This window comes from Collinsella sp. AF23-4AC, from assembly GCF_003462685.1.
In the GTDB taxonomy this organism is placed as follows: domain Bacteria; phylum Actinomycetota; class Coriobacteriia; order Coriobacteriales; family Coriobacteriaceae; genus Collinsella.
Genome location: NZ_QRVE01000026.1, coordinates 1 through 18,366 on the forward strand (window position 1 = coordinate 1; position 18,366 = coordinate 18,366).

Sequence of the window (18,366 nt, forward strand, 5' to 3'; positions counted from 1 at the left end):
GGACGGGGCTGAGGCCGAATAAATCAATTTGCGAAAGAATCTTGACGGTACCAGCCCCGATGTTTTGGCAACGACAGCGAGCGACGTCCAGGACGAACAAGTTGGCATGAAAAAGGCAAGGCATAGACCTTTTGGTCATGCCTTGCCTTTTGAATGACAAATTGTCGTCCTGGGCGGCGCGCAGCGTCGGCCGGTCCGCCGTTCGGTAGAACGGCGGAACCTACTTGACGCCGTACTGCTCGTAGTAGGCGTCGATAGCGGTCTTGAGCTCGTCGTCGATGACGACCTTGCCGTCGATCTCGTGGTTGTAGAGGGTCTCGACGACCTCGGCCATGGAAACGATGCTCGCGACGGGAAAACCGTACTTGGCCTCGATCTCCTTCTGCGCGGTGGTCACGCCGCCCTTGCCGACCTCCATGCGGTTGAGGGACACGATGAGGCCCTTGATCTCGACATCGGCAGCAGCCTTAACCTTGGGATAGGTCTCGTCGATGGACTTGCCGCTGGTAGTGACGTCCTCGACCATGACCACGCGGTCGCCGTCCTGGGGCTCGTAGCCCAGCAGGTTGCCCTTGTCGGCGCCGTGGTCCTTGGCCTCCTTGCGGTCGCAGCAGTACTTGACCTCCTTGCCGTACAGCTCGTGGTAGGCAATGGCGGTCACGACGGCCAGGGGAATGCCCTTGTAGGCCGGCCCAAACAGCACGTCAAAGTCGTCGCCAAAGTTATCGTGGATGGCCTGGGCGTAATACTCGCCCAGCTTCTTGAGCTGGTAGCCCGTCACGTAGGCGCCGGCGTTCATAAAGAACGGGGACTGACGGCCGCTCTTGAGCGTAAAGCTGCCAAACTTAAGCACGTCGGACTCGACCATGAACTTGATGAATTCTTGCTTGTAAGCCTCCATGGGTCTCCCTTCCAATAGGCGCGTCCAGCTTGGACGGGCGCGTGTGAATCCGGTTCTTAGCTTACCAGAAAGCACCTCAGCGAACCGATGCCACTGAGGTGCCTGCCCTGCTTCTATGTGATCGCTCTCCGGAGTGTTATTAACCGTTCTCTGCACACCTCCATAGCGCTCTCGACGCCACTCCCCCGTTGAGGGTTCGTGTTTGACGTATTGAGCGCCGATGTTTTGACGCTTTGTAGGTTAAACGTTTATCCACATTGGACTGAGAGCCCTTATATCCGCTGGCGACAAGCGGTCCCATACCGTCGAGCAAACGGCGGCGTTTTGTTACTCAGGTCCTACATATGGATAATATTGCCTGTTCAGCGGCGTAGTTTATAGGCTGGGCACATGGAGTCCATCGCGGCATCGCGCATGCGCTACAATCTCAGTTAACCTGTTAACCACTCGCAAACAGCAGGAGGCCCCATGCCCACACCCGGCAAGCGCTCGTCCATGCGCCAGATTGCCGCAGCGGCCGGCGTATCCGTCGCCACGGTCTCCCACGTCATCAACGGCAGTGGCCGTTTTTCCGAAGACACCCGCGAGCGTGTTGAAGCCGCCGTCGAGGAATACGGCTACGTCACGAATATGGCGGCGAAGAGCCTCCGCATGGCCCAGTCCCGGACCATCGGCATGATCGTGCCGGACATCTCGAACGACTTCTTTTCCAAGATCGCCCTGCATGTGGAACGCGAGCTCGCCACCGAGGACTACTCGGTCTTTGTCTGCAACAGCGCCAACGACCCCGCCCGCGAGCGCGATTACTTCCGCACGCTTGCGAGCAAACAAGCCGATGGCATCATCTGCATCTCCGGCCTGCGCAGGCTCGACGGCGAATTTGTCCCCCACGGCATTCCCGTGGTCTGCATCGACCGCGCGCCCGAAAACGACCTCGGTTTCCCGCACGTGGGTTCCGACAACATCGGCGGCGGCTACATGGCAACCGAGCACCTCATCGAGCGCGGCTGCAAGAACATCCTGAGCATCTCGAGTTTTACGGCCAACTACCCCGGAAACGAGCGTCAGATGGGCTACGAGCGGGCGCTTGCCGCGCATGGGATGCCGCTGTGCCGCGACTACCAGCTGTTTGTCTCGGGCAAGCAGCCGAGCATCATCGAGTCTGAGGAACTCGTGACCGACTTCCTCTCCACGGGTTGCCCCGTCGACGGCATCTTTGCCCATAGCGACCACGCTGCCGTGGGTGCGCTGCGGGCGCTCGTTGCGGGCGGCAAGCGCGTACCCGAGGACGTCCGCCTCATCGGTTTCGACGATTCCGTGTACGCGCAGATCCCGACGCCGCAGATCAGCACCATTCGCCGCTTCCCCGAGCGCCTCGCGCACGAGGGATGTCAGGCCCTGCTCGCCCTGCTGCGCGGCGAGAAACCCGAGATGGAGACGCTTGTCCCTGTCAAGCTCGTGCAGCGCGCGAGCAGTTAGACCGCGGGTGGTAAATGGTCCCAACGTGATGCTCAGCCTATCCCCCGAGGGAGTCGGTTTCCAAAACTCGGCTGTTTCGGACGGTTTAGGGACGACCTGCTGAGTAGCGGATGGATGACAATGGAAGAAACCACAGTTAGGCGATGTGCATGATCTCGGTCTTCTCAGGCACCCCCTCCAACACCGTCCGAAGCAGCCGAGCTTTCCTCTCGCATGCGCTCTATCCCACGCGCGATATGCAAAAAGACCGCCACCACACGGGTGACGGGCTTTTCCACTACCAGCCGCGTGCCTCCTCCGCACGCACGAGCTGACGAGCCTCGATCTGGCGAATCATATCGATGCGGCGCTGGTGACGGCCGCCCTCGAACTCGCCGGTGAGCCAGGCGTCGACGATCATCTTGGCCAGCTCGATGCCTACCACGCGAGCACCAAATGCGAGCATGTTGGTGTTGTTGTGCTCGCGTGACAAGCGAGCGGAATACGGCTCAGAGCAGGTGCAGCAACGGATACCGCGCACCTTGTTCGCGGCAAGCGAAATGCCCACTCCCGTGCCGCAGATCACGATACCGCGATCGACTTCCCCGGCCACGACCGCGTTCGCCACGGCCTCACCCGCGATGGGATAGTCAAAGCGCTCGGTGCTGTCCGTGCCGAAGTTCACGACCTCATAGCCGTACTTCTCCTGGATATAAGCCGCAATGGCTTCCTTGTACTCAACCGCAACGTGGTCGTTTCCAATACCGATCTTCATAAGAGACCCCTTTCCAAATCCGCTCGCGCGTGTCGCGCGCTTATTTCGTCCTAATTTGCCTTTTCGCGTCTAATACACCTCGCCGGCGCGCAGACGGCGCAGGCACTCCTCGTAACCGGCGTCCTTGCCAAACAGCGCACTGGTACCCAAGATGAAGCCGTCCGCGCCGATAGCGGACAGGTCGCGCACGCGCTCGGGCGAGCAGGCGCCGTCGATCATGAGCTCAAAGCCGAAACGTTCCTTAAGAGCGGCAAGGCGACGTACCTTGTCGTTCGTGAACTCGATAAAGCTCTGGCCGGCAAAACCCGGATTCACCGTCATGACCATCACGTAGTCGCAGAGGTTCAGCATCTCCTCAACCTCGGAAATCGAGGTGTCGGGGTTCACGGCAATACCGGCGCTCTTGCCAAGAGACTTGATCGCGGCGAGGGTCTTGACCACGTAGCGCTCGGACTCCGGGTGGATGTAGATGATGTCCGCGCCCGCGGCGGCAAAAAGCTCCACCTTGCTGGCGGGGTTCTCGACCATAAGGTGCACGTCGACGAGCTTGTTAGTAGCAGCACGCACGGCCTTAATGTCCTCGAGGCCCATGGCGAAGTTGGGAACGAAACTGCCGTCCATCACGTCGCAATGGAAGATATCAATGCCGGCGGCGTCGAGCTCCTCGACGGTCGCACGCAGGTTGCCGTAGTCGGCGCACATGAGGCTGGGGCAGAGCAACATGGTGAACTCCTTATCTGCTCATTGGTTATCTACTCGTTGATAATTAATCGTTTAACCTGTATCTAAAGTCTGGCTGATTAATCGTTTAACCACGTTGTTAACCTACAGGTTTCTCTAGATTCACAACGTTGTCATATTTGTCTATCTAGCTGGCGTCATACGGATTCCGTACGGCGAAAAGCCGTTGTGTTCCCTAGAAAGAGGCCCCGCCATTCAGCTGGCCACCATGGGCCGTGCTCGCACGGGCGTGGGCCTTGAACCCTACGCCTCCGGCGTGATCAGGCGCGCATGTTGGGCGATCTTCTCGTCATAGGATTCCGCGATGATCGCCACGCCATCAAACCCAAAAGCCCGAACATTTGAGAACTTATGAAACTTCGAGCTGTCGCACAGCACGTACACCTTATTCGAGTTCTCGCGCACGATGCGCTTCTTCGTTGCCTCCACATACGAGGGCGTCATGATGCCCCGGTCTTCGTCAATCGCGTTGGTCCCGATGAACGCCTTGTCAAAGTACAGATCGCGCAGGATCGACTCGGTCATGGAGCCGCAAAACGAGGAGTTCACGTGGTTGAACTCGCCACCCACTACGATGAGCTGGGCGCGCGTCTCGCTCTTAATCAGGCACGCCGAGGCGTCCGTCGTGTAGATCGTCACGTCGCGGTCGAGCAGCAGGCGCAGCAGGGCCGTGCAGGTTGAACCGGAGTCCAGATAGAGCGTGTCCCCGTCCTCAACCAGACGCAGGGCGACCTGGGCAATCTGATCCTTCTCGTTCCCATGCAAACCCGAGCGCGTCGAGATACTCACCTCGTGAACGGCCGAGACCAACTTCACCGCGCCGCCCGAAAGGTGCTCAACCTTGCCGAGCGCCTCCAGCTCCTTGAGGTCGCGGCGCAGCGTCGAAATAGAAACGCCCGGCAGCTCCTCCTGCAGCTCAGAAATCCTCACAAGGCCCGACTTCTGCAGGCACTCTACAATTCGCTCCTGGCGCTCATACGGGATCATATCGGGAACCTCTCCAAACCACTTTGCTTCACGCTCGTTCATTTCTTCTCGAGAAGTGTAACGCACGAGCAGAAAAACGGCCGCCATCCGCAACGATAACGGCCGTTTTAATCGATTGACCAACCCGCTCGTTCACAATTTGAACGAGGTTGACGTCCTCACGTAAGGGCGACGCTCCTTGAGCAAGGATAACGAGCCCCGGGCGAGGCACCGCGCCTCAAGTGAGACAGCACCCAAGGGAAGCGCACCTCAAGCTCTTAGGCAAGCTGGTCCTCCTTGCCGGTGAAGATGAAGGCGAGGACGCCGGCCACGACGGCAGAGATGAGCATGCCGGCCATGGCCCAAGCGAAGTTCATGGGGTCGGAGCTCACGAAAGCCGGGAACGTGGTAACGGAACCGAAGGTGAAGGCAGTCGTGACGACCTTCATGATGCCGAGGAACGCACCGCCGACGGCACCACCGATGATCTGCGCAAGCCAGACCTTCTTGTTCTTCACGAGCATGCCGAACAGCGTGGGCTCGATGATGGCGGACAGGGCGATCGACACGACGCCGGTCATGGCAAAGCTCTTGAGCTTCTGGTCGCGGGCCTTGAGGAACACGCCGAAGGCGCAGCCGATAACGGCGAAGTTGCAGGCGAAGGTGAAGGGGCAGATGTAGTCGAAGCCGTTCTGGGCGATGTTGTTGATCATAATGGGGTTCACGGCCCAGTGGATACCCATGGACACGAGCACGGACCAGCCGCCGCCAACCAGCACGCCGGCAAGCAAGGAGCTGCGCTCGATCAGCCAGTTGACCACGAAGGCGATACCCTCGCCGGCGTAGACGCCCAGGGGACCGATGACGAGCATCGTGAGCGGAACCATAACGATCAGGGAGATGGCGGGCAGCACGACGAGCTTGAGCATCTCGGAGACGTGCTCATCGAGCCACTTGTACAGGAACGAGTAGACCCAGACGGACAGGATGGCGGGGATAACCGTGGAGTTGTAGCTCATGAGAACAACGGGGATGCCGAAGAAATCCGTCATGGCGCCGTTGCCCGCGTCGCCCATGAGGGCGATGAAGTCCGGGTAGAGCAGGCACGCGCCGAGCAGCGCCGACAGGTACGGGCTCGCGCCGAAGCGCTTACCGGCCGAGAAGCCGAGCAGCACGGGCAGGAAGTAGAACACGCTCATGGCCAGGGTGTACAGGATGGTGTAGGTACCCGTACCCTCGGCGATGATGCCGAGCTGGGCAGCCAGGATGACGAAGCCGCGCAGGATACCGGAGCCGGCCATGGCGGGCAGCAGCGGGGCAAAGATGCCGGAGATCGCAGAGAAGATCTGGCTGACGATGCTCTCGCCCTCGTCCTTGGTAGCAGCGGAGATCTCCACGCCCGAGCCCTTGACCAGCGGCTCAAACTTCTCGTACAGCTTCGGGACCTCAGTGCCGATGAGAACCTGATACTGACCAGCCTTGTTCAGCGTGTTCACAACGCCTTCGACTTCCTTGACCGCAGCGTCGTCACAAGCCGCATCGTCCTTGAGATTGAGGCGCAGGCGCGTCGCGCAGTGCGTCATGCCCGAGATGTTCTCGGGACCACCGACGGCGTCCAGAATCCCCTGAGCCATCGCGTTCCAGTCGCGTTTCATTGGTTACCTCCCCATTGCGCAGAAGAGCTCGCGGACAAGCTCGGCTGCCTTAATCGCGTCGTTTGCATCGATAACGGATTGGATCTTCTCCATGCCTACGGTCTCGATTGCATCGTTGAGCAGATGAATCATCTGGTCGTTCTGCGTAGCCTCGCCGGCAGCGGGTTCGATGACCGGGAACGTGTCGAAGTAGATCGCGCTGTCGTACCCGTGCTTCTTCACGTAGTAGAGGAACTCGAGGGTCTTCACCGGCGTGGACGTACCAATCATAAGGCCATCATCGAAGCGACCGTTGCCGTCGTTTAGGTGAATGCCGTAGAGCTTGCCCTCGCGGCCGAACAGGTCGACGGCCATGGCGGGGTTCTCGTGCTTCATGAGCATGTGGCAGTAGTCCAGCGTGACGCCCAGGTTCGGGCGGTCTGCAGCGTTGAGGATCATGCCGGTCATGCCCATGGAGTCGATGAACGCGTACGCGCGCTCCTCGTAGGGTTTGTACTCGATCGAGATCTTGAGGTCGGGCGCATAATCGCAGACCTTCTGGAATGCGGCTACGAGCTGGTCGAAGACGCGAGCATAGGCGATCTGGAAGCTGTAGTCGAAACCGTCGTGGCCGAGCCAGATGGTCACCGTGTTGCCACCGGCAGTGCGGCAGTAGTCGCACGCCTCGTAGCAGAGCTCAAGGGCTTCCGCGGCAAGGGCATCATCGGCATTGCCCAGGTCACCGTTGAGGAACGCGTTGCGGAAGCGCAGCGCGCAGCCGTTCAGCTGCAGTTCGTGAGCTGCGAGCTTGGCGGCCATGTCCTCCGCCGTGACACCTGTGCAGTGCTCGGGGTAGTTGAGGTCGACGTGCGTGAGGCCCACGCTCTGGAACTCCGCGAACACGCGATCAAGATTCTTGTCGCCATCGCGAAAATAGGAGTTGATACGAGTTGCAAGCTTCATGCTTCTACGTCCTTTACCTTCGTCCTTAATCGTTTCTGCTCGTTCGAGCACCTGATCTATATCCGTAATTCGATAAGGGCCGCCGCCTGCGCGCCGGGGCTTACCCTGTGACATGTAGATTACTGCCACGTAAGTTCATTTTCAATCAATATTTTTCATTCTTTTTCTCATTGTGTCAGAGTTTTTCACTGCAAATGGCCATCTACCTTGTGGTTTTGCTGTTAATCAAGTTTGACCATTCTTGATACTATTTGATTTAATCTGAACTTAACTACCGTTTACAGGCGAAAATCAACCGTTCGCCGGCGACGGTGACGCAAAATGAAGAAAGCTTGCATGGGGTTGACACGGTAAACCCCCTCGTCAAAAATACGGGCGGATTGAAACGGGTACAAGGTGCCTGGAGCGCGCCCTGCGCCCGGCCTTAAGGAGGTGTGCCATGGAAGGCAGTCATAGTCGAAAAACCTGCATGTCGCCCTCGGCACGCCACGAGGATTCCCCGCTCGCATAAACGCCAGCAGCCGATCGCTGTCACTCATTCACGAGCACAAGCACCATAAAACTCACCACAAAGCTGCCTGTCCTCTTTACGGGGATTCGCGAGCATGACGTGAGCGACATCTAGGTTTTTTGAAGCAAATACGACACGTACGCTAACTCCCTTCAACAAGGAGGACCCTATGCTGATGCTCAAAACCGCCACGGTTCTCGAAGCCATCTCCAAGCGCCGCCGCACGGCGCGCCCTGCCGCTCATACCGGCCTGTCCAAGAACACCATCTTCGCCGCCACCCATAGCGCCGAGGACGCCCTCGCGCTGCTCAACGCCACAGCCGACGGCCTCACCGCCGCGCAGGCAACCGAGCGCCTGAACGCCGTCGGCCCCAACACCATCGAGGCGCCGACCAAGACGCTCGCCCGCCGCATCGCCGACGCGTTCGTCGATCCCTTCGCCGGCATCCTCGCCGCCCTCGCACTGGTCTCGCTCTACATCGACGTGCTCGCCGTGCCCGAGCCGCAGCGCGACCCCTCCACGGTCATCGTCATTGGCATCATGCTGCTGGTATCGGGCGGCATGAAGTTTATCCAAGAGGCCCGCAGCGGCAATGCGGCCGAGGCCCTTAAGGACCTGGCCTCCAACACTTGCACCGCCCTGCGCGACGGTAAGTGCATCGAGATCCCCTTCGACGAGCTCGTTCCCGGCGATATGATCCGCCTCTCTGCCGGCGATATGGTGCCGGCAGATGCCCGCATCATCACCGCGCGCGACCTGTTTGTGATCGAGTCCGCACTCACCGGCGAGAGCGAGGCCGTCGAAAAGACCGCTGCCATCACCGTCGCCGAGGGTGCCGACAGCTCCGCACTGCCACTCTCTGCCTGCAAGAACATCGTTTTTACCGGCACCTCCGTGCAAAACGGCACCGCCATGGCGCTTGTCATTGCCACCGGCTCGGACACCTACCTGGGCGGCATCGCCAAGATGCTCAACGGGCGCGGCGAAAAGAGTGCGTTTGACCGCGGCGTCTCGAGCGTCTCCATGTTGCTCGTACGTCTCATGCTCGTTATGGCTCCGGCCGTCTTTGCCATCAACGCCGCCACCAAGGGCAACGTCATCGACGCACTGCTGTTCGCCACGAGCGTGGCCGTGGGCATCACGCCGCAGATGCTTCCCGTCATCGTGACCACGAGCCTGTCGCAGGGCGCCAAGGACCTCGCCCGTCGTCAGGTTATCGTCAAGGAGCTGCCGGCAATCCAAAACCTCGGCGCGATGGACGTCCTGTGCTGCGACAAGACCGGCACCCTCACCGAAGACCGCATCGTGCTCGAGCGCTACCTCAACACCGACGGCAACGAGGACGCACGCGTGCTGCGTCATGCGTTTTTGAACAGCTTCTTCCAGACCGGCCTCAAAAACCTTATCGACCTGGCCGTTATCGACCGTGCCGATATGACGCCCTCGACCGTCGTGCCCGATTCCATGCTGGGCCAGAGCCTGCGCGACCGCTATACCAAGGTCGACGAGGTTCCCTTCGATTTTTCGCGCCGTCGCCTGAGCGTAGTTGTCGCCGATGCCCAAGGCAAAACCCAGATGGTCACCAAGGGAGCTGCCGAGGAAATGCTCGATATCTGCTCCTTTGTCGAGGTCGATGGGGCCGCCCAGCCGCTCACCGAAGATAAGCTCGTCCAGATTCGCCAGCAGGTCGCTGGGCTCAATGCCGAGGGCCTGCGCGTGATTGCCGTGGCGCAGAAAACCAATCCGCGCTGCGTGGGCGAGTTTGGCATTGCCGACGAATGCGACATGGTGTTGATGGGCTTTTTGGCCTTCCTCGATCCACCCAAAGCAAGTGCCGCGGGCGCCGTCGCCACCCTCGAGGCCAAGGGCGTGGCAGTCAAGGTCCTGACCGGCGACAACGATCGCGTCGCCGCCACCGTCTGCGAGCAAATCGGTATCGACGCGAGCAATGTCTTGCTGGGCTCCGAGATCGATGCGCTCGATGACGCCGAGCTTGCCGTGCGCGCCGAGAAAACCCATCTGTTCGCCAAGCTCTCGCCGCTGCAGAAGGCGCGCCTGGTGCGCGTCATGCGCGAGCTGCTCGGCCACACCGTGGGCTTTATGGGCGATGGCATCAACGACGCCGCCGCCATGCGCGCGAGCGACTGCGGCATCTCGGTCGATTCGGCCGTCGACATCGCCAAGGAATCCGCCGATATCATCTTGCTCCAGAAGGACCTGGGCGTGCTCGAGCGCGGCATCATCGAAGGCCGCCGCACCTACGGCAACCTGCTCAAGTACCTCAAGACCACGGTGAGCTCCAACTTTGGCAACGTGCTGTCCGTGACCGTCGCGAGCCTGTTCTTGCCGTTTTTGCCCATGAGCGCCCTGCAGCTGGTGCTGCTGTCGCTCGTCTACGAGATCGTGTGCATCGCGCTGCCGTGGGACACCGTCGACGACGCCTGGACTGCCCGTCCGCGCGCTTGGGACGCCGCGTCCATCAAGGGCTTTATGCTCGAGCTGGGCCCCGTGAGCTCGCTGTTTGACATCGTGACCTTTGCCGCGCTCTTCTTTGTGGTATGCCCCGCCGCCGTGGGCGCAAGCTGGTCCGAGCTTGCCGCCGCGGGCAACGTCGCAGGCATGACGGCCTTTGCAGCACTCTTCCAGAGCGGCTGGTTCGTTGAGTCCATGTGGTCGCAGACACTCGTGATCCACATGCTGCGCTCCCCGCGCCTGCCGAGCCCGCGCGACCACGCCGCGCCCGCGCTGTGCGTTCTCACCATACTGGGCCTGGCGCTCGTCACTTGGCTACCGGCAAGCCCCATCGCCGATGCACTCGGCCTCATGACACTGCCCACGAGCTTTTTCGCGCTGCTCATCGGCATCGTCACCGCCTACATCGCGCTCACCCAGCTGGCCAAGCGCCGCTACATTGCCCGCCACGGCGAGCTGCTGTAGCAAGTAGACGGAAAACACCCTGCCAGCTGCCGTTGCCGCTGCCGATATCGACACCGCTGTCGACATCGGCAGCCTATCCCCTCAGCAGTTGCGGTGAAATAGTTCCTGTTTAAAGTCCCGCGACTTTGATTTAGGGACTATTCCACCGCAACTTAGTAAGAGACTGGGTTGTTTGGCAACCGAGCGAAGCCCGGGTAGCGGACGAGACGGACGCTAACGCCCGGGGGCCAGGATCACCAGCGCGTCGTGCTCAAAGGGATGCTGAGCCACGCGCACGGTGCCGTCACCGTTATCGCGGACGGGCAGTCTGGCGATGCGCTTGTCCTCCATGTCGAGGGCCGTCGCCGTCCAGCCGCGCGCGCCGTCGAGCTTAAACTTGAGCGCCGTGGTGCGCGGCAGGTACGTGACGACGCGATCGCCAACACGTGCCACACGGATGGCCTCGCGCGCGTCATCGAGGAGCTCCTGCGCCGGAACCACGGCAAGCGCGTCGTCGGCAGCCGTGGCACCCAGGCCGGCAAGCACATGCTCAATCGCGCCAAAGTCCCACACGCCCGCAAACTGCAGGCACTCTTGCCAGCGGAACGGCATATCAAAGCCCTCTCCCAGCACCGAGCCCTGGCTCTTGCTGGTCTGCCAGTTCCAAACGCCGTGCGCACCGTAGGTCACGCCGGCACTGGCGCCAGCAAGAATGCTCGACCATACGCTCGCGCGGCAATCCTGCGCGGTGAAGCGCCAGTAGACGTTGCGCGACGCACCCATCTGCTCGTAGCAGGGCTCCGAGTTGACCATCGGCTTTTTGGGATAGTTGGCGGTAAAGTCCCGCGGCAGGCGCCAGGCCTCGGGCTGGCCCTCGTAGTTGTGGCCGGGCTGGAACATGTAAAAGTCCAGACGGTCTAGGTACTGTGCCGGAATGGTGCGGTTAGCGCGGTTGATATGCATGGTGCGCAGGGCCTCGGGCGCGCGTTTGACGACTTCGTCGAGGGCGTCCTCGTAGTAGGCAATCGCCTCGTCGCTGGTAAAGTCGGTATCGCCCGCCACCACGTAGACGGGGTCGAACTCGCCCAAGTTCTCGACGACGCGGGCAACGTGGGCACGAACCTCCTCGTGCGGCATAACCTCGGCACCGCAATGCTCGGCAATCTTGGCGCCCCAGGTACCGGGCACGTAGTTGCACCACATAAGCACGAGTGCCGGACGAATGCCGTGCTCGACGGCAGCGCGACACATGGCGGCGGCACGATCCCAGTACGCTTGGTTGGGTCGGGACCAATCAAAATGCACGCCGTCCTCGCTGGCATAGGGCCAAATGCCCAGATCGGGGCAGCAGCGATCCCACTGCGGCAGCGTGTTGATCTGCAGCACGTTCATGCCCTGCTCGGCGCGACGGGTCAGATAGTAGTCCCAATCGGCCTCGGTAATACTCGTAAACGCGCTCCAGCACGTATCGGCAAACCAAAAGAACGGTTTGCCCTCGCACAAAAAGCTGTCCTGACGACCGTTAACGGTCAGCTTTCCCAAACTCATCTGCATGTCCTTTCGTTTGATAAAGGAGTTGCGAACCGGCAGATTCTTTCGCGATAACCCCGCGCGAAAGCACCTGGCGCTTAGCAAGCCCCGGCGAGTAGGTGCCACGCGCCCCTAATCAGTCTACCTTGCAAGAAAGGCCCCGCCGGGCTTACGCCTGACGGGGCCCTGTCGTGTAGGTGAGGTCTTATGCGACCGAATGGCTTGGCCTTAGGCCTCCATCTCGGCGAGCTCCTCCTTGGAGAAGCCAGTGGCAGAGACGACGGCAGCTGCGATGACAAAGGAGATTGCCATACCGACGATAGCCCAGACGGTGTTCATCTGGCCACCCTGCAGGTAGTTGGTGAAGACCAGGAAGTTGGCGGCACCGCCGGCCAGGTAATAGGTAACACCCATGAGGCCGGAGAACACGGCGCCGATGGCACCGCCGATGAACATGCCAAGCATGGTGCGGCGGAAGCGCATGAGGATACCGAAGAGCGCGGGCTCGGTGACGCCGCCGGCGATGGCGGAGATGACGTAACCCAGGGCAAGACCCTTCTCGTCGGGGTCCTTCATCTTGAGGAAGGCACCGAAGGCGCAGCCCCAGACGGCGGCCATAGCGCAGTTGGTGGAAACGAAGACGAAGGGATCGTAGCCGGCGGCGATGATCTGGACCTGAGCGAGCAGGATGACGGGCATGTGCATGCCGCAGACCACGAAGAGCTGCCAGAAGGCACCGAGGACGGCCATGACGATCAGGATACCGATACCGCCAAGGTCAGCAAGACCAAAGAGGGCGTTGGCGATGAGGTTGCCGATCTCGTTGCCGATGGGGGCGAGGACGATGAAGGCGATGGGGATGGTGACGATCATGGTGCAAAACGGCGTGAAGACCGTGGAGAGCACGTCGGGCATGACCTTCTTAAAGAACTTCTCGACGAAGTAGAGGACAGGCACCGAAAGGATGATCGGCAGGACGGACTGCTGATAGTTGGCAGCAGCGATCTGGATGCCGTAGACGGAGATGATGCCGCCACCCTCCTGCGTGGCAGCCGTCACAACGGACGGAGCCATGAGGGCGCCGCCGAGCAGCATGCCGAGCACGGGGCTGGCGCCGAGCTTCTTAGCCGCGGCATACCCCAGGTAGATGGGGATAAAGGTGAACGTGGCCTCGTACAGCGTGGTGTAGAGGAACGTATAGGTCGGGTCGTCGGCCGAGAGCACACCGAGCATGGTGGGGCCGAGGACGGCCGCGATGGTACGGAACAGACCGCCGGCCATGAGCAGCGGGATGAGCTGGGTCATGGAGCCGGACAGATAGTCGAGGATGATGTTCGGCAGGTTCTTGAGCTCGAACTTCTCCTTGGGAGCGTCGAGGTTCTCGTTGACGGCCTCACCCTGCTTGACGCCGGAGATGGCGACGAACTCGGCGAGCACCTTGGGCACGTTCTGGCCAATGATGACCTGGAGCTGGCTGCCGGCGAACTGGCAACCCAGAACACCCTTGACCTTCTTGATCTTCTCCACGTCGGCCTTGCTGTTATCCTTGAGCGTCAGACGCAAGCGCGTCATGCAGTTGGTGGCGACGGTGACATTCTCCGCACCGCCCACGAGCTCGAGGACATCGGTGGCAATCTGCTTATTATCTACTGCCATGGGACCCCTCCCCATATCTTCGTGTGCCTACCCAGTTGGACGTAGGCACGCCTTTGGTCCGGCGGCTATAACCCCTTACGGCTGCCAAACCCTTTGATACGCTGTCGTAAACAATATGTTTACTGAACGTTTACAGCGCTTAGTTTACACGCAGCGTCGAATTTGTGGCACTTTTGCCGTTTGCAGTCCGGTGAACGGTAGGAAATCGGGGGTAAGCGTATTTAGACGGTAGAAGATCGTCTATTTGACCCGATATTGATATATGGCTATTTACGTGGGCTTTTATTTTGATAAACACCTTTGTAACGAGCTGGCTCATCAACAAAAGTCCTGCTAGTTAATAGTAAACGTCTGTTTAGTAGTTCATTGCGTGTTCAGTTTTACCGTTTACCGAGTTCATCTGCTCATTCTACAGTTCTGCATTAAACTAAACATGTTTAGTCTGTATTGCCGCCCTTGTTTAGTACCTGCGGCACAAAGGAGTAGCTCATGGAACTCAAATCGTGTACCTACGCAACCGTCATCGCACTGGGCGATTTTGGCCCCTGGATCAACAAAGTGGTGCTCGACCTGCCGTGCGTTGTGCGCGCCAACGACGTGAACGAGCACACGTTCAATATCTACTGTGCCCGCCACGAGCGCGCCGGCGAGGTCCTGATGCGCAAGGAGCACGGCGCCGATCACGCGGCGCCCTCTGTGGGCTACGTGCCGGTGCTCGCCACCTACCCCTGTGATGAGAACGGCCAGCGCCTGCCCAAGGGCACACACGTAGCGCTCGAGACGCCCGAGGTACGTCTCACCAAAGAGATCGAGGGTGGCGTGCTGGGTTCGCGCTATATAGAGAACCGCCTGCGCGTGACGCAGCTTGTGGCGCTCCCGGGCGAAGACGGCGACGACCCCACCGCGGGCCTCGTCTTCGATCGCAGCCGCGGCGACATCTGTCCCGCGCTCAAGGGCTGGCATAACGCCGTGCAGCAAACGCCCGTCGACGGCATCGCGCTCGAGTACGGCTATTTTGAGCCGAGCTTTGAGCCCGCTGACTCCGCGCTCTTCAACCCGTTTGCGCCTGAGGACACCCCCGCCGTCGAGAAGGCGCCGCTGGTCGTGTACCTGCACGGCGCCGGCGAGGGCAAGGGCGCCACGCAGGGCGAGGGCGCCACGCGTGCCTACACCGGCAACCGCGTGACAGCGCTCTCGCAAAAGCAGATCCAGCGCTACTTTGGCGGCTTTGCCTGGGTGCTCGTGCCGCAATCGCCCACGTTTTGGATGGACAACGGCGTCGAGCAACTCGGCCGCTCCAACCAAAGCATCTACTCCCCCGTGCTCAAGGCGCTCATCGACGAGTTTGTCGCCGAGCATGCCGACCGCATCGACACCGATCGCATCGTGGTCGCCGGCCTTTCCAACGGCGGCTTTATGACCCTGCGCCTGTGCGCCGACTACCCCGATTTCTTCGCCGCGGGCCTTCCCTGCTGCGCGCCGTGGTACAACGTCACGGACGAGGACGTGGCTGCGCTCGCCAAGACGCCGCTGTGGTTTACGCACTCCAAGGGCGACGAGCTCGTGTGCCCGCAGCAGACGGTGCTGCCGCTCACGGCGCGCCTGCGTGATGCCGGCGCCAACGTGCACCTCACCTACTTTAGCCATGTCGAGGACCTGACCGGCGTGTATCGCGAGGCCGACGGCTCGGCCAAGAAGATATTCAACCACGGCGTGTGGATCCACCAGTTCAACGACCTGTGTTATCAAGACTTCGACGGGGGCAACGTACTCATCGACGGCGAGCCGGTGGGCTGCTGGGAGTGGTCGGCCAGGGTCGAACGGTAATCTGTTCCAGCGCGGGGGCCGGGGCTTAGTTTTGCAAACGTCCTCGGGCATGCATGGGCCGGCGCTTTGCGCTTCGCGCTGCGCCGCCCCATGCCCCCTGCGGAATGTTTGCAAAACTAAACCCCGGTCCCCGCTGCGTTTCCATTGTCATTGGCCCTGGCCGAGCGCTTCCGGCGGGCCGCCGGGTCGGTGGCGATGCGGGCGTGGGTCCCGTCTTGCCTTGCGCGTAACTGGCTGAAAAAATCGTGGTTGGAGCTGTTCCTATGTCTCAGAATTTGACTCGGGTGATTGTCACCACCGATATGGAAGTCGATGATATGAACTCTCTGGTTCATTTGGCTCTGTATCTCAATGTGCTCGATGTGCAGGCTGTGGTGTACACGGCTTCGCAATATCACTTTCTTGGCGATGGTGTTCATACGCTGGGCGAGGTAAATCCGCATTGGCGGACCAAAGGCGTGCGCTCCTATACCTGGGACGTCGTTCCGCACGAGCCCGACCCCGAAGCTGGCTCGCTCATGGAGTACCGCCCATTCTCCGAGGGTTGGATCGAAAGCCTGTGGAGCAACGAGTATGCCCAGGCCTGGCCGCAGCTGCAGGCCAACGCCGCTACCGCCGGCGAGCCGTCCTTCCCCACGCCCGCTCAGATGATCGAGCGCACCTATATGGGCAACGCCGCCTTTGAGGGCGACGTGCGCGAGGAAACGCCCGGTTCGCGCGTCATCGCCAACGCCATCATGGATGACGACCCCCGCACGCTGTGGCTCCTTTCCTGGGGCGGTATGAACACTATCGTCCGCGCCCTCATGTCCATCGCCGAACAATGGCAGAACACACCCGAGTGGCCCGCCGTGCAGCAGAGGGTCCATCAGAAGGTGCGCGTGATGGGTGTTGCCGATGGCGTGGGACAGGACAACTCATGGCTCGACCATGGGCATGAGCTCTTTCCCGAGCTCGTCTTTTGGCGTGTGCCCTATAGGTATGGCGGCTATGTCGACGCCAAGATGGCTCAACCCGATACGCTGCCGCTGTTTAAGGCTCCTTGGCCTGCACAGAACCTCACGCAGGACAACGGCCCCCTCATGGCACGCTATATGCTCTATGGCGATGGCAAGGTCTACGAAAACGAGCCCGAGCGCTTTCAGTTTGGCAAGCACGCCCGTCTGGATTGGGGCTTGGAGGACATGCCCGTGATGCAGTTTGAGCGCGGCGACTTTATGGCCGAAGGCGACAGCATGACCTATATTCCGCTGCTGCCGTTTGGCCTGCGCGGCATCGACGACCGCGGCTTTGATACGCTGCTCGGCCGCATGTTTCTTGATGGGCATCCCGATGCAAACGCACCCGCCGGCTTTGCCGCCATCAGCACGCCCGCAGACGACAATCCCAATCCCTACCTGCGCGCCTATCAGGAAGACTTTGCCGCCCGCGCGCAATGGTGCGCCCACGATCCGGCAGCCTGCTCGCATCCGGCGCATGTTGCCGAGGTCACGGCCGACCGTAGTGCCACAGCCGGCGAGCGCGTCGCCCTTGCAGTGACCATCGTCGACCCCGACGACAAGGGCTTCGATGCACATTGGGATGTCGCCGTGGACCCGTCGAGCTATGCAGGCGCCCAAGACTTGTCGCTGTGGCAAGAATGCACAGTAGACACCACTTTCGTCGTGCCCGCCGACGCACGGCCCGGCGATCGCTTCGTGCTCACCCTCACTGTGCAGACGCGCACCGAGCGCCCCTGCAGCCGCTACGCCCAGGTCGCCGTGACCGTAGCATAGCAAGGACGGCGTCCACATTCGACAGCCGCCACATTCGGCAAGGAGTGTCCCCAACTGCCACTCATTTAAGTACGTCCCCAATGAGTGCCTAGGACACCCAAATGACGAGAGTGGATAATCTCCCACTTTGGGCCCGCAAACAGACCAAAAATGGGAGATTATCCACTCTCATTCTGCGGACACTCATTGGGGACGTTCTTAAATGACTAGTCAAACAAGAACGTCCGAGTGCAAAATGGGGCGCCGTCGGAATATCCAGGTGGCGCCCCTTGCGCTGAACTGCTCCCAGAGGAGAAAAATACCTGCGACCAGTCGTTTAAGAACGTCCCCAATGATTCTGCCCATTTTAGCTGGGATAACCGCAAAATTCTAAGTGGAATTTGACATATTTCAGCATATCCTCAGTCAGACTTGCCCTCTATTGACCATTTCTAAGGAAGCGTTGAACGAACTTCCTGCAGCAGGAGGCGTCCACATTCGGCAAAGAGTGTCCCCGACGGCTAGTCGTTTAAGAACGTCCCCAAGTGCCAACTCAGACAGTAGATGTTTAATCTGTTTCGTTAATTGAAATGCGTAAATATGGTTAGTCAAAGAGTTAAAGTTTGGTTAAATAGTAACTGTAAATTCGGTTAAACGCGCTGGTAAACAATGGTGATAATTATGCCAAAGAAGTACTACACTAGAATTATCGAAAATGAGCTCGACCAGCTGC

At 60.3% G+C, this 18,366-nt stretch carries 12 protein-coding genes; 4 read left to right on the forward strand and 8 right to left on the reverse strand.

What is annotated here, in order from left to right; genetic code table 11:
- Positions 1–220 precede the first annotated feature (220 nt).
- Positions 221–901 carry an orotate phosphoribosyltransferase gene (pyrE, locus tag DWY05_RS09430; RefSeq protein WP_117800096.1) on the reverse strand — a complete coding sequence of 227 codons (681 nt, stop codon included), beginning with the start codon at positions 899–901 and terminating at the stop codon, positions 221–223.
- A gap of 468 nt (positions 902–1,369) precedes the next feature.
- Here pyrE and DWY05_RS09435 point away from each other — a divergent pair, with 468 nt between their 5' ends.
- Positions 1,370–2,380 carry a LacI family DNA-binding transcriptional regulator gene (locus DWY05_RS09435; RefSeq protein WP_117821521.1) on the forward strand — a complete coding sequence of 337 codons (1,011 nt, stop codon included), beginning with the start codon at positions 1,370–1,372 and terminating at the stop codon, positions 2,378–2,380.
- Positions 2,381–2,657: 277 nt separating this feature from the next.
- Here DWY05_RS09435 and rpiB read toward each other — a convergent pair whose 3' ends face one another.
- The 5 genes from rpiB to DWY05_RS09460 form a co-directional block, all read right to left on the reverse strand.
- The gene (gene rpiB, locus DWY05_RS09440) at positions 2,658–3,134 is read right to left on the reverse strand and encodes a ribose 5-phosphate isomerase B (RefSeq protein WP_117821520.1); all 477 of its coding nucleotides are present in this window, start codon (positions 3,132–3,134) and stop codon (positions 2,658–2,660) included.
- A 69-nt stretch (positions 3,135–3,203) separates the two neighbouring features.
- Positions 3,204–3,857, reverse strand: a complete 654-nt coding sequence (locus DWY05_RS09445) for a ribulose-phosphate 3-epimerase (RefSeq protein ID WP_117821519.1) — start codon at positions 3,855–3,857, stop codon at positions 3,204–3,206.
- 261 nt (positions 3,858–4,118) lie between these two features.
- Positions 4,119–4,904 carry a DeoR/GlpR family DNA-binding transcription regulator gene (locus DWY05_RS09450; protein WP_229107741.1) on the reverse strand — a complete coding sequence of 262 codons (786 nt, stop codon included), beginning with the start codon at positions 4,902–4,904 and terminating at the stop codon, positions 4,119–4,121.
- 215 nt (positions 4,905–5,119) lie between these two features.
- The gene (locus tag DWY05_RS09455; RefSeq protein WP_117821518.1) at positions 5,120–6,496 is read right to left on the reverse strand and encodes a PTS transporter subunit EIIC; all 1,377 of its coding nucleotides are present in this window, start codon (positions 6,494–6,496) and stop codon (positions 5,120–5,122) included.
- A gap of 3 nt (positions 6,497–6,499) precedes the next feature.
- Positions 6,500–7,438, reverse strand: coding sequence for a sugar phosphate isomerase/epimerase (locus DWY05_RS09460; RefSeq protein ID WP_117821517.1), 939 nt, complete (start codon positions 7,436–7,438; stop codon positions 6,500–6,502).
- A 680-nt stretch (positions 7,439–8,118) separates the two neighbouring features.
- On the opposite strand from DWY05_RS09460, the gene mgtA reads away from it, so the two are divergent.
- Positions 8,119–10,887 (forward strand): magnesium-translocating P-type ATPase, encoded by a 2,769-nt coding sequence (mgtA, locus tag DWY05_RS09465; RefSeq protein WP_117821516.1) that lies wholly within the window; start codon positions 8,119–8,121, stop codon positions 10,885–10,887.
- A gap of 213 nt (positions 10,888–11,100) precedes the next feature.
- On the opposite strand, the gene DWY05_RS09470 is transcribed toward mgtA, so the two are convergent.
- Together DWY05_RS09470 and DWY05_RS09475 are read right to left on the reverse strand one after the other, a co-directional pair.
- Positions 11,101–12,414, reverse strand: a complete 1,314-nt coding sequence (locus tag DWY05_RS09470; RefSeq protein WP_117821515.1) for a DUF4038 domain-containing protein — start codon at positions 12,412–12,414, stop codon at positions 11,101–11,103.
- Positions 12,415–12,624: 210 nt separating this feature from the next.
- A complete protein-coding gene (locus tag DWY05_RS09475; protein ID WP_117821514.1) occupies positions 12,625–14,052 on the reverse strand; it encodes a PTS transporter subunit EIIC in 1,428 nt (475 codons plus the stop codon).
- A gap of 489 nt (positions 14,053–14,541) precedes the next feature.
- Here DWY05_RS09475 and DWY05_RS09480 point away from each other — a divergent pair, with 489 nt between their 5' ends.
- Positions 14,542–15,879, forward strand: a complete 1,338-nt coding sequence (locus DWY05_RS09480; RefSeq protein ID WP_117821513.1) for a prolyl oligopeptidase family serine peptidase — start codon at positions 14,542–14,544, stop codon at positions 15,877–15,879.
- Positions 15,880–16,142: 263 nt separating this feature from the next.
- Positions 16,143–17,654 carry a nucleoside hydrolase-like domain-containing protein gene (locus DWY05_RS09485; protein ID WP_117821512.1) on the forward strand — a complete coding sequence of 504 codons (1,512 nt, stop codon included), beginning with the start codon at positions 16,143–16,145 and terminating at the stop codon, positions 17,652–17,654.
- The last annotated feature ends 712 nt before the right edge of the window (positions 17,655–18,366 follow it).

Excerpts from the sequence above, each read along its gene's own strand:
- pyrE (WP_117800096.1), bottom strand. The coding sequence starts at position 901 with ATGGAGGCTTACAAGCAAGAATTCATCAAGTTCATGGTCGAGTCCGAC.
- DWY05_RS09435 (WP_117821521.1), top strand. The coding sequence starts at position 1,370 with ATGCCCACACCCGGCAAGCGCTCGTCCATGCGCCAGATTGCCGCAGCG.
- rpiB (WP_117821520.1), bottom strand. The coding sequence starts at position 3,134 with ATGAAGATCGGTATTGGAAACGACCACGTTGCGGTTGAGTACAAGGAA.
- DWY05_RS09445 (WP_117821519.1), bottom strand. The coding sequence starts at position 3,857 with ATGTTGCTCTGCCCCAGCCTCATGTGCGCCGACTACGGCAACCTGCGT.
- DWY05_RS09450 (WP_229107741.1), bottom strand. The coding sequence starts at position 4,904 with ATGAACGAGCGTGAAGCAAAGTGGTTTGGAGAGGTTCCCGATATGATC.
- DWY05_RS09455 (WP_117821518.1), bottom strand. The coding sequence starts at position 6,496 with ATGAAACGCGACTGGAACGCGATGGCTCAGGGGATTCTGGACGCCGTC.
- DWY05_RS09460 (WP_117821517.1), bottom strand. The coding sequence starts at position 7,438 with ATGAAGCTTGCAACTCGTATCAACTCCTATTTTCGCGATGGCGACAAG.
- mgtA (WP_117821516.1), top strand. The coding sequence starts at position 8,119 with ATGCTGATGCTCAAAACCGCCACGGTTCTCGAAGCCATCTCCAAGCGC.
- DWY05_RS09470 (WP_117821515.1), bottom strand. The coding sequence starts at position 12,414 with ATGAGTTTGGGAAAGCTGACCGTTAACGGTCGTCAGGACAGCTTTTTG.
- DWY05_RS09475 (WP_117821514.1), bottom strand. The coding sequence starts at position 14,052 with ATGGCAGTAGATAATAAGCAGATTGCCACCGATGTCCTCGAGCTCGTG.
- DWY05_RS09480 (WP_117821513.1), top strand. The coding sequence starts at position 14,542 with ATGGAACTCAAATCGTGTACCTACGCAACCGTCATCGCACTGGGCGAT.
- DWY05_RS09485 (WP_117821512.1), top strand. The coding sequence starts at position 16,143 with ATGTCTCAGAATTTGACTCGGGTGATTGTCACCACCGATATGGAAGTC.